General features: G+C 33.3%; 12 protein-coding genes and 1 other annotated feature. All 12 genes read right to left on the bottom strand.

Annotation, left to right across the window (positions count from 1 at the left end; translation table 11 throughout):
* Positions 1–8: 8 nt before the first annotated feature.
* The gene (locus R9X47_RS25580; RefSeq protein WP_432663945.1) at positions 9–2,375 is read right to left on the bottom strand and encodes an endonuclease MutS2; all 2,367 of its coding nucleotides are present in this window, start codon (positions 2,373–2,375) and stop codon (positions 9–11) included.
* 27 nt (positions 2,376–2,402) lie between these two features.
* Positions 2,403–4,856, bottom strand: a complete 2,454-nt coding sequence (locus R9X47_RS25575) for a DUF3656 domain-containing U32 family peptidase (RefSeq protein WP_432663944.1) — start codon at positions 4,854–4,856, stop codon at positions 2,403–2,405.
* A 148-nt stretch (positions 4,857–5,004) separates the two neighbouring features.
* Complete coding sequence (zapA, locus tag R9X47_RS25570; RefSeq protein WP_432663943.1) at positions 5,005–5,568, bottom strand: cell division protein ZapA; 564 nt, start codon at positions 5,566–5,568, stop codon at positions 5,005–5,007.
* A gap of 445 nt (positions 5,569–6,013) precedes the next feature.
* The gene (gene pheT, locus R9X47_RS25565) at positions 6,014–8,407 is read right to left on the bottom strand and encodes a phenylalanine--tRNA ligase subunit beta (RefSeq protein ID WP_432663942.1); all 2,394 of its coding nucleotides are present in this window, start codon (positions 8,405–8,407) and stop codon (positions 6,014–6,016) included.
* Positions 8,408–8,524: 117 nt separating this feature from the next.
* Positions 8,525–9,544: a phenylalanine--tRNA ligase subunit alpha gene (pheS, locus tag R9X47_RS25560; protein ID WP_432663941.1), complete on the bottom strand. Its 1,020-nt coding sequence runs from the start codon at positions 9,542–9,544 to the stop codon at positions 8,525–8,527.
* Positions 9,545–9,708: 164 nt separating this feature from the next.
* Positions 9,709–9,947: a binding site (T-box leader), on the bottom strand.
* A 198-nt stretch (positions 9,948–10,145) separates the two neighbouring features.
* On the bottom strand, positions 10,146–10,958 hold the full coding sequence (locus R9X47_RS25555; RefSeq protein WP_432663940.1) for a TrmH family RNA methyltransferase: 813 nt from the start codon (positions 10,956–10,958) through the stop codon (positions 10,146–10,148).
* 11 nt (positions 10,959–10,969) lie between these two features.
* Entirely contained in the window at positions 10,970–11,620 is a 651-nt protein-coding gene (locus tag R9X47_RS25550; RefSeq protein WP_432663939.1) for a potassium channel family protein, read from the bottom strand.
* Positions 11,621–11,632: 12 nt separating this feature from the next.
* The gene (locus R9X47_RS25545; protein WP_432667696.1) at positions 11,633–12,988 is read right to left on the bottom strand and encodes a TrkH family potassium uptake protein; all 1,356 of its coding nucleotides are present in this window, start codon (positions 12,986–12,988) and stop codon (positions 11,633–11,635) included.
* 187 nt (positions 12,989–13,175) lie between these two features.
* Positions 13,176–13,535, bottom strand: coding sequence for a 50S ribosomal protein L20 (rplT, locus tag R9X47_RS25540; RefSeq protein ID WP_432663938.1), 360 nt, complete (start codon positions 13,533–13,535; stop codon positions 13,176–13,178).
* Positions 13,536–13,567: 32 nt separating this feature from the next.
* On the bottom strand, positions 13,568–13,765 hold the full coding sequence (gene rpmI / locus R9X47_RS25535; RefSeq protein WP_432663937.1) for a 50S ribosomal protein L35: 198 nt from the start codon (positions 13,763–13,765) through the stop codon (positions 13,568–13,570).
* A 28-nt stretch (positions 13,766–13,793) separates the two neighbouring features.
* Positions 13,794–14,339 carry a translation initiation factor IF-3 gene (gene infC / locus R9X47_RS25530; protein WP_432663936.1) on the bottom strand — a complete coding sequence of 182 codons (546 nt, stop codon included), beginning with the start codon at positions 14,337–14,339 and terminating at the stop codon, positions 13,794–13,796.
* 257 nt (positions 14,340–14,596) lie between these two features.
* Positions 14,597–15,907, bottom strand: a complete 1,311-nt coding sequence (locus R9X47_RS25525; RefSeq protein ID WP_432663935.1) for an ABC transporter permease subunit — start codon at positions 15,905–15,907, stop codon at positions 14,597–14,599.
* Between the last annotated feature and the right edge of the window lies 1 nt (position 15,908).

The raw sequence follows: 15,908 nt of genomic DNA, 5'->3' as shown, positions 1-15,908 counted from the left end.
TTCTTATTCTATTTCAAATCTACAATTGTTACACCAGAACCACCTTCACCATATACACCTTCTCTAAAGGTTTTAACATGGGAATGTTTTCTCAAAAACTCCTTGATTCCCTTTCGGAGAGCTCCTGTACCTTTACCATGAATAATTGTAATCTGCTGTAGATTTGAAAGATATGCATCATCTAAATACTTGTCAATCTCAATTAGTGATTCCTCAATATTCTTCCCTCTTAAGTCAATTTCATTTCTAATGGTCTGGGTTTTTGATTTCATTATGGAACCTATACTAGTCTTCTTTATATCTTTTTTCGTATCTTTTAATAGTCTTAAATTTGAAATATTCACATTGATCTTCATTATCCCAACCTGAACTGATACTTCACCATTTTGATTAGGCTTAGATAAAACAGTTCCCTCTTGGTTCAGATTTAAAACCTTTACCATGTCTCCACTTTTAACACTCTTTGGAGGCTTTGAGTCGGAAAGCTCTTCAGCAAAATTCACTGGTTCATGAAGGGCATCTATGCTTCCCTTCATTTTTTTTCTAAGTTCTTCTATTTTTTTGTTTCTCTCTTTACCAACATCCTTTGATATACCTCTTAGTTCCTTGATAATTTCATCTGCTTCTCTTTTCGTTTCCTTCAATAACGTTCGTGCTTCCTCTTTAGCTTCTCTTATCTCTCTATCTTTTTGATCCTTCAGCTTTTGATATTTCTTTTCATAATCATTCTTTAGTTTCTGAACCTCTAATCTCAATCTAATAGCTTCGTCTCTTTCCATCTCGGCAGTTTTTCTATTAGACTCGATTGAGGAAATTATCTCCTCAAATTCAATATCTTCATTGGTGATAAATTCCTTAGATTTATTTATAATCTCTTCACTCAATCCAAGTCTTCTAGATATTTCTAGGGCATTGGACTTACCAGGTACACCAATGAGTAACCTATAGGTAGGGCTTAATGTCTCAACGTCAAACTCAACCGACGCGTTTTCAACCCCTTCATTTGCTAAGGCAAACTGTTTCAATTCACTATAATGGGTCGTTGCTATAGTCTTTACCCCTCTATCATACAGATGAGTCAAAATAGCCATAGCTAGGGCAGCCCCTTCAGTAGGGTCTGTCCCTGATCCCAATTCATCAAGAATAACTAAATCTCGATCTGAAGCATCCTTTAATATCTCTACAATATTTGTCATGTGGGAAGAGAATGTGCTTAGGCTCTGCTCAATACTCTGCTCGTCGCCTATATCTGCATAGACTTGATTAAAGATTGAAATTTCTGTCCCATAATCAGCAGGTATATGCAAACCAGACTGAGTCATCAACACCATAAGACCTACAGTTTTCAAAGTAACTGTTTTACCACCTGTATTTGGTCCCGTGATAAGTAAGGTGTTAAATTTGTCTCCCAACCATATATTAGTTGGAACAACTTCCTTTACATCAATTAATGGATGTCTTCCATTTTTTATCCTAACGTAACCATTGTCGTTAAGTCTTGGCTCCATGGCCTTCATATCAATGGAAAGCTTAGCTTTAGCGAAAATAAAATCAAGCTTTGCAAGTATATCTTGGTTAATTTTAATATTTTCAGCTACTTCTCCAACTTGGGCAGAAATTTCCCTAAGAATCCTTTCAATTTCAGCCTTTTCCTTTAGCTTGAGTTCCTTTAGCTCATTGTTCATTTCTACTATAGCCATAGGTTCTATAAAGAGTGTAGCTCCACTTGATGACTGATCATGTACAAGTCCAGGAACATCTCTCTTGTTCTCTGCCTTTACAGGAACAACAAATCTATCTTGTCTTATGGTAATAATGGCATCCTGTAGAAATTTTTGTGTTCTGGAAGAATTTATTATTGAGTTCAATTTATTTCTAATAGAAGAATTTTTATTTTCAATTTGTCTTCTAATGCTCTTAAGGGTATGACTAGCATTGTCGGATATTTCATCGGCGCTAATAATAGCCTCCTCAATTCGCTCCTCAATATTTTTATATGTACTAATGTTAGATATTAGGCTTTGAAGTGGAGTAAATTCTTCTGAATCTGAAGCCTTTATAAAGTTTTTCAGAATCCTTGCAGTTCGTAGTGTATCCCCTACTTCTAAAAGCTGGCCTGGATATAGATATGATCCAATTTCAGCAACCTTTAGATATCTTCCTAGGTCATAGATAGGACCAAATGGTATCCTACCTTTTTGGATTAATATACTCACTGCTTCTGAGGTCTCTGATAATCTATCTTTTACCTCGTCCACATTATTTATTGGCTTTAACTCATCTATAAGATCTTTGCCAAGCCACGAAGTAGCTAAGTTTTTCAATTTTTCCTTTATCTTTGTATATTCTAGAACCCTAATGCTGCGTTCATTCATTTCCATTCTCCTTATACCTATAATCTATTACATGACGCCTCTTGAAAAATGTCCTTTGGTATAGTCTCCATTATCCTTATACCTACTAATAATTTCAAAAGCATCCTTCGAGAGACCCTTTTCACCTTTTAAAATTCTATCCAGAGTTTTACAATAAGCCTTTACTATACTTATTATTTCACTTTTATCTTCATTTGTAAACTGTAATCTCATATTTTTGACATTTTTTGGTACAATTTTCTCCATATTTTCCAGTAAAAACAACTTTTTAGAATTAAGTATATGTGTTCTACAGCCATTATCCCTTTGAATCGGGAAAACAATACCATATCTATCTTTAAGACCATATCTCTTATTGGAGCATAGACTACAGTTCTTATTATTCCCATTATCTGAAACAGCCTTTACAGGACAATATTCCGTTATCATCATAGGGAGATGTCCATATGCAATAATCTCCAGACCATTAATTTTAGAGACGAAATCGCTTATTTGGCTGTAATTTAGTTCTGGTGATAGAGTAATATCTGAAACATTTAATTCTCTCAGTTTCTGGGCAGCTAAACTGTTAAATATGTTGAATGAAAAATCAGTATGTATCTTTATATCCTCATCCATAAACATATTTAGCTGACCATGGTTAGATACTAATAGATGTCCACTTTCAATAATCACATCTCTTTTTTCTTTTATAACCTCTAATTCTCCATCGTATGTGATTCTATTCAAGGCAGGAATTAATTGTTTCTTTGCTTTACTTCCCATACTTAAGGCCTTTTCAAGATCATAGATGTTTGAATAATATATAGTGTGTATATCTGTTGATAGCACTGCATTAAGCTGTTCCATATTATTTACATATGCAGTTAGTGAGGTGTTATCTTCCTTTTCTTTGTTTATTATGTAGTCTAGCTTCATTGGCCTAAAATCAGTTTGTGGACGATTATTCATGTTGCTTCTCAGTTTATTTAAGCTTTCTATTGCCTCACGTCTAATATTATTCACTTCACTAATGGGTACTGTCACATTTGCATCAATATCGATTTCAATTTCTTCAAGTTTGTAGGCTGTATTCCCAAGCTTCTTTAATTGCTTTTCAAGCCTTTCTGCACTAAGGGGTTTATTAATCGCCTTTTCAACCTTAACGGTTCCTTTTTTAGTTATGTAGTTGTCGTTATCCCAAATATACAGCTCTAATTCGTCATCCAACTTACATTTTACAGCTCCAGAGATAGGGATTTTTTTCCCCTCAGATTTATAAGTTTCAGAAGCTTTACTGAGTAGTTCTACATCGGCTGTTTTGAAAACTTTGTCACCTTTAATTGCTTCTCCATTAAACTCTATCTCAATAGTATCCCTTTCAAAGGATTCTTCCACAAGTTTATTATTTCTAAACATTTTCTTGACTCTAATGCCTTTATTCTCTATCCTTTTATTTCTTACCTCAACCCCATCTCCTTTTCGGAGTACATCTGTAAGTTTTATCTTTAGCCTTCTTTTTCTCTTATCAAATTCCGCTACTTGCCCTATCTCTAAGCCTCTATTTCCTGGCTTTTCAAATCCCATTAGTTCTTTACCTTTTTCCCCTAACACATGACCCTTGGTGAAGTTTCGATTAAAGATTTGCATCAGCTCTTTTTTTGTATCTCCATCAATCTTTATATATCCCTTTTCATAATACATGTCAATAGCTTTCCTATAGGCACCTACAACAACTGCAACATATTCTGGCCTTTTCATCCTACCTTCAATCTTTAGGGATTCTACTCCAATTCTTAAAAGCTTGTCTAAATTTTCTATTGTATTTAAATCCTTGGGACTAAGTATATAGTTTCCATCTGAACTATCTATCTCTTTTTCGGTTTCTAAATCTACTAATTTATATGGTAGCCTACAGGGCTGAGCACATCTACCTCTATTACCACTTCTTCCACCAATCAAACTACTCATCAAACATTGCCCAGAGTAGCAAATACATAGAGCTCCGTGGACAAAAACCTCTATCTCCATATCGCTGTTCTCTTTTATATTCTTAATGCTATCTATACCCATTTCCCTAGCTAAAACAGTTCTTTTAATACCAAGGTCCTTTAGCAAGTTGATTCCCTCAAGGTTATGTATAGTCATCTGAGTACTTGCATGAACTTCAAAATCAGGGAAACTCTCCCTTATATATTTCAAAACTCCTAAATCCTGTATAATCACAGCATCAACATCTAAATTGTATAATAAGTTTATATACTCCATAAAGTCCTTAAGTTCTTCGTCGGCCACTATTGTATTTACGGTGACATATACCTTAACGTCTCTTATATGACAGTACTCTACTGCTTCTTTTAGTTTTTCTTCATCAAAATTGTTTGCATATTGCCTAGCTCCAAATTTTTTACCACCTAAATAGACTGCATCTGCTCCATTTTGTACAGCAGCAATTAAAGCCTCATAACTTCCAACAGGCGCTAAAAGTTCTACCTTTTTCACCTTATCACTCCTAAAATTTATAGTTAACCCAAATTATTCATGAAAAATTCGGATTAGTGGTTTAGTACACAACAAAAAAGTAGTAATATTATTATATCACTACTCATATAACATATTTCACTTATTAATATTTTTTGCAATAGGTACTTTAATCATTATCAAAGGCTTCTATAAACTCCTGAAGCTCTTTTTTAGTTTGAACTAATTTTACTTCACTTTGAACTAGCTTGTCTTTAAGGTCTTCATTAATTTTTTCAGCTTTTTTCAATTTATTATCCTTAACATTCAATTCATAACTCAGCTGATTCACTACTTCTTTCAATTCACTGTAGCTTGTCTCTATATTAACGAAGCTTTCTTTCATCTTCTCATACTCATTTAGTAAGTTTTCATAGTCCTTTTCCTTCTTTTCTATTTCCACTGTCGATGAGGCTAAAAGTTCTTTGGCCTTTTCCAACTCATCAACGGGTCTTTCTCGCTCACTCTTAAAACTGTTATACTCATCTAAAAGTTTAAAATATTCGTCACCAATATTAATCGAAGTTAGAACAGCTATCATAGCTGTACTGAATTTCTTATTTTTATCAGCTATTTCATTCATTTTATCATCTACATAGTTAGAAACTCTCTGCATGAATTCCCTTGGCTCTTCACCAACTATTGTATATTCTTGTCCTAAAATTTTTACTATGACTCTATTTTTATCTGTCATCTACTATACAACCCCTTTAGATTAAACAAATCTACTAAATAACTACTTCTATATCTGCTTAATTTTTCCTTCTAGAACTTTTAATTAAGATATGAGTATTCTGCTCCATTTTCAACTTAGTTTTTTTATCCAAACATCACTCTATAGTAATTTTTAAGTAAGTTTCATAATTGTATTTACATCATTGGATTCTTATAATCTATTTCATCTTATTTTCATAAGCACGTTGACTACAAGCTAGTATAGCTTATAAATATATTTTACCACACTTTTAGTCTAAAAGATTTGAAATATTGCATAAACCCGTATTATTCATAAAAAATTAAAAACTTTGCTACGCCCTTTCTAATTTCCTAGGAATAATGCGGGTTAAAGATAAAAGTAGGGCTGTCTCATAAAATAATTTTATGAGTACAACCCTAGGATGTTTCAGATCAAACTATTTTTATCTCAATTCTGCACTTAACTTCTGACTTAGCTCTTCTAGCATTTTGTCAAATACTTTATTTACTTCTTCATCTGTTAGAGTTCTATCCTTAGCTCTAAATGTTAAAGAGTAAGCCATACTTTTATTTCCTTCAGAAATCTGTTTACCTCTATATACATCAAATAGTGTACATGTCTCTAGAATGTCTCCACCATTATTATTTATAATATCTTCTATTTCCTTTGAGTATATCTCTTCTTTAACAATAAGAGCCATATCTCTAGAAGTTGAAGGGTATTTAGGTAGAGGTTTATATATCGTATCTATTCTTGTTATCTGAAGAAGAATGTTGAAATCTATATCAGCTACATATACTCTGTTGCTAAACCCATAATTCTCTAGTATATCAGGGTGTACTTCTCCTATAGTTCCAAGTATATGGTTTCCGTAAACAATGTTTCCACATCTTCCAGGATGGAATAGCGAATGATTTTTTTCAGGCTCCATAACACACTTTTCTATTCCTAGTTTATTTAAAAGCTCCCATACAATAGCTTTTATACTAAAGAAATCTATATCTTCCCCATACATTCCTAGAGTCAATACCTTCTTCTCGATAGGTAGCGATGTTACAGGGATCTCACGTGGAATAAATGTGTTACCTAACTCAAATGCCAATGCCTCAGATACATTTCTCTTATAGTTTCTTGCAAGAACATCAAGCATATTAGGAACCAAGGTTGTTCTCATTATACTGTACTCTTCACCCAAAGGATTAAGTAACTTTATATTTCTTCTTAAGAAGCTATCTTCTGGAGTATTTATCAAATCCAAACTCTTCGGACTAACGAAAGAGTATGTAGTTATTTCATTAAGTCCTAAAGAATTTAGTGCACCCTTTGTATAGTCTTCAATTACTTGTGCATTTGTCTTAGCTCCCCATGTTGCTCCCTTAGGAAGTGTTGCTTCTATAACGTTATAGCCATATATTCTGGCAACCTCTTCAACAATGTCAATTTCCTTTAATAGATCTTGTCTGTAAGTTGGAATGCCTACTAATAGCTTTTCTTCTTTCTTCTCCACAGAAAGCTCTAATCTTCTAAGAATATCACTAATTTCCTCTGAGCTCAGCTTAGTTCCTAAAAGACTGTTTATTCTTTCAGGTCTTACTTCGATAGACCATCCTTCTAGTTTATCATCATATATGTCGATTTTACCCTTTACAACCTTACCAGCACCTAGCTCTTCTATAAGCTGGCATGCTCTATCGGCAGCTGCTTCAGCAACATTTGGATCTATTCCCTTTTCAAATCTTGCAGAAGCCTCTGTTCTAAGTCCTATCTTTCTTGAAGAAGTCCTTATATTCTTTTTGTTGAAGTGAGCGGCCTCTATAAATATCGTCTTAGTATTATCCGATATTTCAGTGTCTTCTCCACCCATTATTCCTGCAATACCTATAGTATCCTTTGCATCGGCTATTACAAGAACCTCTTCATCAAGCTTTCTTTCTGCTCCATCTAAAGTAGTGGTCACTTCATCCTTCTTAGCTCTTCTAGCTATTATTTTTCCACCTGTCAGTGTGTTTAAATCATATGCATGTAGTGGCTGACCATATTCAAGCATAACAAAGTTTGTTATATCAACAATATTACTAATAGGTCTAACTCCAGCCTTCATAAGTCTAAGTTGAAGCCAAGTTGGTGATGGCTCAATCTTTATATCCTTTACAACTCTACCAACAAATCTTCTACACAGGTCTTTATCTTCAACTTCTGCACTAATGTAATCATTTATATCTTCTACTTCTTCTTTGATGTTTATTTCTGGATACTTCGTAGCCAAGTCAAAGGTAGCTGATGTCTCTCTAGCCATACCCAACATACTTAAACAATCGGGTCTGTTAGGAGTGATCTCAAATTCAATTACATGATCATTAAGACCTAATGCTTCTTCTATGCCTTCTCCAAGTGTATATTCACCATTAAGTATTAGTATTCCGTCTTTCATATCCTTAGGAATTACACTATCACCAAATCCTAACTCTTCTGCTGAGCAAAGCATACCGTTTGACACTTCTCCTCTAAGCTTTCCTCTTTTGATTTTTATGCCTCCCGGTAGTCTAGAACCAACTAAGGCCACTGGCACATAGTCTCCAACATTGATATTTTCAGCTCCAGTTACGATCTGAATAACCTCTTCTCCAATATCAACCATTGGAATTACTAGTTTGTCTGCATTAGGGTGCTTTTTTATTTCAACTATTTTACCAATAACAATTTTTTTAGCATCCTCTATAACCTTTTGTACACCTTCAGTATTGGAACCTGATAAAATTAATTTTTCCTCTAATTCTTCTATCGGAATATTATCTATATCAACATAATCCTTTAACCAACTTACTGGTACTAACATATTCTTCCTCCTTACATTGTTCTGCTATTTGCTTTTAGATCCAGCTTATAGCCTCTATTTATTGTTTATACTCTTTCTTCACCTGACTTTGTCCTAGTTATTTTATAGACGTATCTCCTAGAACTGGTCTATAAATCTCATATCATTTTCGAAGAAAAGTCTTATATCATCTATCTCATGCTTTAACATTGCTATTCTATCAACACCCATACCAAAGGCAAAACCACTGTAAACCTCTGGATCTATTCCACATTCCTCTAAAACATTTGGATGAACCATTCCACAGCCTAGTATCTCTATCCATCCACTTCCTTTACACATTCTACAACCATTTCCACCACATTTGAAACATGATACATCTACTTCACCACTTGGCTCTGTAAATGGGAAATCGTGAGGTCTAAACTTTGTTCTTGTATTTGCACCAAAGAGTCTTTTTGCAAAGATATCTAGAGTTCCCTTTAGGTCTCCCATAGTAATATTTTTATCGATAACAAGCCCTTCTACTTGGTGGAACATCGGAGAGTGAGTTGCATCAAGTTCATCGGATCTGAAACATCTTCCCGGTGAAATAACTCTTATAGGGGGCTTCGAATTCTGCATTGTTCTAATCTGAACAGGAGAAGTCTGAGTCCTTAGTAGAATGTCATTGCCTATATAGAATGTATCTGAAAAATCCCTTGATGGATGGTCCTTTGGAGCGTTTAACGCATCAAAGTTATGATAAACTGTTTCCACTTCAGGCCCTTCAGCTATTTTATATCCCATTCCTATGAATATGCTTTTAATTTCGTCTAGAACTAATGTCAGAGGATGTTTATGACCAACTTTTTCAGTCTTTCGTGACATAGTTACGTCGATAACTTCACTTTCTAATCTAGCTAATTTTTCCTTTTCTTTTATAACAGATTTATTTTCTTCTAACACAGTCTCAATAGCAGTTCTAACTTCGTTTGCTAGTTTACCTATTACAGGTCTTTCTTCACTGGATAACTTACCCATACCTCTTAATAAAAGGGTTAATTCTCCCTTTTTACCTAAATACTTAACTCTAAATTGATCTAGCTGATTTAAATTTTCAGCGGATTTAATATCAATTTTTGATTTTTCCAAAATCTCTAAAAGTTGCTCTTTCATCTTATTTCTCCCTTCTCTTTATATAAATTTATTATCTTTCATATAACGCATTTATAGTCGTTTTAACTTAGCTTTTCATAGAAATTTGGACTTAACTCGAATTATTCATGAATAATTCGGGCTTAACGTTATATTCTTTCAAAAAATAATAAAAGCCTCCATCCACAAGGGACGAAGGTTGTTTTCGCGGTACCACCCTTTTGTTAAGCGTAAAAAATGCATAGCTTTACACCTAACCACTCGTCTGACATTATAACGGCGTCACCCGATAAGACCTACTTAGTTTCAGTCCTATAGCTCCAGAGTGAACTTCAGATAATCCTTAGGTAGAAATGCTCTCAGCCGATGACATTTCCTCTCTGTAAATAGTCATTACCCTACTTTTCTCTTTCACAGCCAATTTAATTATTTAAAATATTCACTAACAAGCCAATACTTGTTTATATAAGAGATACGCATCCAGGTTTCCAGTTAACATAAATATTTCCCAAAACACTTGAGCCATATACATCATTGATAGATGCACCCCTTTTACTAGTTTGCTTAGGTAAAATTATAGCACAGCAAAAAAGGGTTTACAAGTAGTTATTTTTTAAATTATTTAATTTTCTGAAAAATAATCCTGCCTTACTATCTCATATATAATAATACCTGATGCTATAGAAGCATTTAATGATTCTGCTTTCCCAATTATTGGTATCTTGATTTTTATATTGGAAAGCTCCATTAATTCATCTGATATTCCATTGGCTTCATTGCCGATAATGATTGCATTCTTGCTTCTATAATTTGCCTCAAAATGATATTTTTCAGCCTGTAATGTTGTAGCAATAATATCTGTGTCCCGCGACTTCAAATCATTAATAATATTACTGGTTTCATCTACATGTATTACCGGCAAGGTAAAAATAGATCCCATAGTTGACCTTATTGTTTTGCTATTATAGATATCAACTGTTCCCTTCAAAACTATTATCCCATCCACACCTGCTGAATCGGCAGTTCTAATTATTGTTCCAACATTACCTGGGTCTTGGAGTCTATCTAAGATAATCAAAACAAACTTGTCCTTATTAATGATTTCATTTAAATCATAGGATTCTCTTTTAACAACTCCAATTATACCTTGGGAATTGTCAGTAGTCGATATTTCTTTTAAAATCTTATCGTTTACTTTATATAAATCTATATTTCTAGAAGCTATATTGTTTAATAGCTCAGTCCCTCTATTAGTCTTAGTTATTTCTTCACCATAATATACAGCACTAATATTTGCATTATTGTTAATACCGTGCTCTATTATTCTTAAGCCTTCTATAATGAATTCGCTATTTTTTTCTCTAAATTTTCTTTTATGAAGCATCTTAATATGCTTTATATGTTTATTAGATAAGGAAGTTATTTCAAGGGTCAATTATAACACACCTATCTCTTCTCAATTTTTTGTATATCGTCATTATGGCCTATAACAACTAGAACATCTCCATCCTCAATCAAATCTGTAGCCCTAGGTGAGATATCTATATTAGGTCCATGTTTAATAGCCATAACGTTAATTCCATATTTTGATCTTATATTGAGTTCTCTTAAGCTTTTACCTATCCATTCGTCTAGGGTTGCAATCTCAACTATACTGTAATCTGGAGCTAATTCAATATAGTCCATTATGTTTGAAGAAACTAGATTATGAGCTACTCTTACTCCCATTTCTCTTTCTGGGAATACTACTCTATCGGCACCTATTTTATATAAAACCTTAGCATGCATTTCGTTCTGAGCTTTGGCTACAACATATTTCACACCAAGTTCCTTAACCATCAATGTAACAAGTATAGAAGATTGGATATTTGATCCAATCGTTACCACTGCAACGTCAAAGTTTCTTATTCCTAAAGACTTTATTGAGTTCTCATCTGTGGCGTCAGCCTGAACAGCATGTGTAACTTGATCAGCAATACTTTGTATTGTTTCTTCATTTCTATCTACTACCAATACTTCATTTCCCATATTGCAAAGTGTTTTCGCAACACTTGAACCAAATCTTCCACAACCAACAATTACAAATTGCTTTTTCATATAGCCACCCCTCTATCCAACCATTACTTTTCCCTCGGGATATCTAACTAGTCCTTTATTACTCTTCTTCTTTCTACCTAATGCAAATACAATAGTTAATGCACCTACTCTACCAGCAAACATGGTAAGTGATATGACTATTTTCCCAATCAAACTAAGCTCTGAAGTAATTCCTAGTGAAAGTCCTACAGTTCCAAAGGCAGAAACGGTTTCAAAAAATATATCAAGAAAATCTTGATTTACTTCTGTAATGGAAAGAATCATTGTAACAACGCCAACCCACATCACACCAATAAGAACTATTGCCAATGCCCTATTTGCCATATCCTTAGAAATTCTCCTTCTGAAAGCCTCTATGTCATTTTTACCTCTTATTATTGATATAAAAGATAAGAATAGAACTCCAGCCGTAGTAGTTTTTATACCTCCAGCCGTGGAACTTGGCGATCCTCCAATAAACATCAAAATTATTACGAAGAACTTTGACGCCATTGTTAATTTGTCCATTGGCAGAGTATTAAATCCAGCAGTTCTAGGCGTTATAGCTTGAAACATACTCCCAATAATCTTTCCCTTCACACTGAGATTACCTAAAGTATCAGGATTGTTAAATTCTACAAGAAAACTAAATACAAATCCTGCTAAAATAAGTATCCCACTTATGCTTAAAACCAATTTTGTATGTAATGTTAATTTACTGAATTTCCTAAATTTTAATACATCCATGATAACCGTGAAACCTAGTCCACCCACAATGATAAGGAGACAGATTACAACATTAACTAATGCATCATCAACGTATGGAGTTAAACTTCTACCTTTGCCAATAAGGTCAAAACCTGCATTACAAAATGCCGATATCGAGTGGAATATTCCATACATAATTCCCTTTAGAGTACCATATTCCGGTATAAATCTTAGAGACAAAAAAAATGCACCTATACCTTCAATTATAAAAGTTGTAAAAAGAATATACTTTGTAAGTCTTACTAGCCCCGCAATATTAAACTGATTTAAAGCTTCCTGCATAATTAGTCTTTCTCGTAGTGAAATTCGTTTACCTATAACAAAATAGACTAAAGTAGCCATAGTCATGAATCCTAAACCGCCAATTTGAATAAGTAAAAGAATAACGGTTTTTCCAAAGACTGTCCAAAATGTCCCTGTATCTACAACAGCTAAGCCTGTTACGCATACAGCAGATGTTGCGGTAAATATGGCGTTTATAAAACCTACACTCTCACCACTTTTCGAAGCAATCGGAAGATTTAATAAAATTGCACCTATTAATATTATACTCGCAAATCCAAGAACTAATATTTGTGCGGGATTTAGTTGGTAGTTATTTATAGTATTATTCTTTTCGATTGTAATCACCTCAATCGAATATAAAGTTCCTAATATAAATTAAAATCTATACTGGAATCTCTATAATATTGATTTCATCTGTATATTATACCACTTTCATCCATTTTTTAAAAGTCAAAATGAAAATTCATGTATTGATAGAAAAATAGACTCTTAAAGAGTCTATTTTTTATGTTATTTATATTATTTATGCGTTTAATTTTGCTTTTGCTACATCAACAAGTTGCTTGAAGCCATCTGGATCATGAATAGCCATCTCAGAAAGCATTTTTCTATTTACATTCACACCAGCAATTTTTAATCCATTGATTAATCTGCTGTATGAAATATCATTCATTCTTGCTGCAGCATTGATTCTAGCAATCCATAATTTTCTAAAATCTCTTTTTCTTAATTTACGTCCTACGTAAGCATATCTTAAAGATCTCATTACTGCTTGGTTAGCAGGTCTGAAAATCTTACTTTTTGCACCATAATAACCTTTAGCAAGCTTTAATATTTTCTTATGTTTTTTCTTAGCGTTAACGGCCTTTTTTACTCTTGCCATTTCTTTCTACCTCCTTTGCTTTATCCTATAATTTATAGATATGGAATAAGTGTCTTGATTCTTTTATAATCACCATCAGATACTAATGTAGACTGACGTAGGTTTCTTTTTCTCTTAGCAGATTTTTTAGTTAAAATATGGCTAGTGTACGCCTTTTTTCTCTTAACTTTTCCTGTACCTGTAACTTTTAATCTTTTTGCAGCACCTCTATGAGTCTTCATTTTAGGCATTGTATTTCCTCCCTTCAGCAGTTAATTACTAATTATTTGGAGCTAATATCATTATCATACTTCTACCTTCCATTTTAGGCTTTTTCTCCATAGAACCTGCTTCTGATACTATAGCGAAAAATTTATTCATGACATCTACACCTAAATGTGTATGTCCTAGCTCTCTTCCTTTAAATCTTAAAGAAACTTTTACTTTATCGCCTTTTTCTAAGAACTTAATCGCTCTATTGGCTTTTGTGTTTATATCATTTTCTTCTATGTTAAGACTCAATCTAACTTCTTTTACAGTGACTATTTTTTGCTTTTTCTTTGCTTCCTTTTCTCTCTTAGCTTGCTCGTATTTATACTTTCCAAAGTCCATAATTTTACATACTGGCGGTTTTGCCTTTGGAGCAATCTTTACTAAATCAAGCTTTCTTTCTGCAGCTAACTCAAGTGCTCTTTTTGATGACACTATACCTAGCTGGTCTCCGTTTGAGTCAATAAGTCTTACTTCACGATCTCTTATCGATTCATTAATTTCCTGCTTATTCTTAATAGTTGTCCACCTCCTGATATTATATAACAACATCATTAAAAATTTATAAAATAAAAGACGAATGCCTAAACATTCGTCTTACAGCCAAAACTTTTTTATCTAAATAAAAGTTAAGTAGTTTTATATACACTGGCTATATTAACCCTATAACTCATGTTATAAGGTGAGAAACGAATGCTTCTACTTTATTATAATATGTGTTAATTTCCATTTCTTATTCCTGATTTAGTTTATCACTAGTTCAAATACATGTCAATATATTTTTTGATTTTTTTTCACGAAAAATTATCAACCTACTTTTTCATTGCTTGCAGTGTTTTCTTCCATGCATGGAGTCCTAAAGACACACCTATAACTCCGTAGGCAATAAAATTCCTAAAGAATTCCCCTATTTGTGCATCTCCGAATAAATTCTTTGCAGCCATAGGCGAAACAATAAACAATGTATGGAATAGTATTACCCCAAGCAATGCTTGACCTATTGTTGCCTTTGAAACAGATGCTCCACCTATAAGTATAGCAGCTATAGCAAAGGTTGCTATTTGAACGTGACTTCCATAGGTATTTAGTGTACCAATATTTTGAAGGAAAATCAATTGTCCCCAAGCAGCTAATACTGTAGATATAGTTATAGCTATTAATCTAGTCTTATCAACATTTATACCTGAAACAGATGCAATATGCTTATCTTGACCAACCGTTCTAAAATCTTGACCAAGCTTAGTTTTAACAATCACAACATTAAATATACATAAAACTACAACCGATGATGCTGTAACTACAGACAATTTTAAGTTAGCCAACATTTTCAAGTTCTTAGGAAGTATACTAGGAAAAGCAAACATACAACCTATTATAAGTAATAACACTCCAAGTGTGGATATAACTATCTGTCTAACTTTACTAATTTGTTTAAATTTATTTTTATTACCTATGGAAAGCTTATAGCATCCATAAACTATCATAACAAGCCCTGCTAATATTAATACATTGAATAGAGGAACCTTCCAAATTTTATCTAGGGAATACATGATGGCCTTTAAATCAATAGTATTTCTTATTCCAATGCCACTACTTAACATCAAAACTTCGTTTTTCATAGGTATTAGTGTCCCTACTAAAAATAGGAATAATAATTGATATAACCCATTTGCGAAGAAACCGGTTATCATACTGGCGATCATTTCCTGCCCCTTAGTTTTGTTTAGTAATTTACCTACCAAAATACCAAACACTACTGCAAAGGGAACTGCTAATCCAGCACAAAGCAAAAATCCGGGCATTCCTCCTATCCCTAAGTGAGTAACAATTATGATAGCAATCTGCGCCGCCATGGCTCCTATAACTATACTAAAGTTAAGTCCCATACCTGCTAACACAGGAATTATAAGGGCTAAAACTAAAAATGAGTTTCTCGTAATCCGTGTTAATAACTCATTAGCTATGAAAAATAAGGGCAACTTAGATGCCATAGCTCCACCAATACATAGAATAACAAATAATATCGTAACCATATTATCAAACAAGAATTTTTTTATGTCAAATGATGAATTCAATTTTTCTAAGTTTTCATTTATAGCTTTTTCATTGTTTATTTCTGCCATA

Origin of the sequence: Wukongibacter baidiensis (genome assembly GCF_050888315.1) — a bacterium.
GTDB lineage: Bacteria > Bacillota > Clostridia > Peptostreptococcales > Caminicellaceae > Wukongibacter > Wukongibacter baidiensis.
Note: the sequence above shows the minus strand (reverse complement) of the source record. Positions and strands in the feature narration are given on the sequence as shown.

Bases quoted from the DNA above. Each gene is read 5' to 3' on its own strand.
- R9X47_RS25580 (WP_432663945.1), bottom strand. From the start codon at position 2,375: ATGAATGAACGCAGCATTAGGGTTCTAGAATATACAAAGATAAAGGAA.
- zapA (WP_432663943.1), bottom strand. From the start codon at position 5,568: ATGACAGATAAAAATAGAGTCATAGTAAAAATTTTAGGACAAGAATAT.
- pheT (WP_432663942.1), bottom strand. From the start codon at position 8,407: ATGTTAGTACCAGTAAGTTGGTTAAAGGATTATGTTGATATAGATAAT.
- pheS (WP_432663941.1), bottom strand. From the start codon at position 9,544: ATGAAAGAGCAACTTTTAGAGATTTTGGAAAAATCAAAAATTGATATT.
- R9X47_RS25550 (WP_432663939.1), bottom strand. From the start codon at position 11,620: ATGAAAAAGCAATTTGTAATTGTTGGTTGTGGAAGATTTGGTTCAAGT.
- rplT (WP_432663938.1), bottom strand. From the start codon at position 13,535: ATGGCAAGAGTAAAAAAGGCCGTTAACGCTAAGAAAAAACATAAGAAA.
- rpmI (WP_432663937.1), bottom strand. From the start codon at position 13,765: ATGCCTAAAATGAAGACTCATAGAGGTGCTGCAAAAAGATTAAAAGTT.
- infC (WP_432663936.1), bottom strand. From the start codon at position 14,339: ATGATGTTGTTATATAATATCAGGAGGTGGACAACTATTAAGAATAAG.
- R9X47_RS25525 (WP_432663935.1), bottom strand. From the start codon at position 15,907: ATGGCAGAAATAAACAATGAAAAAGCTATAAATGAAAACTTAGAAAAA.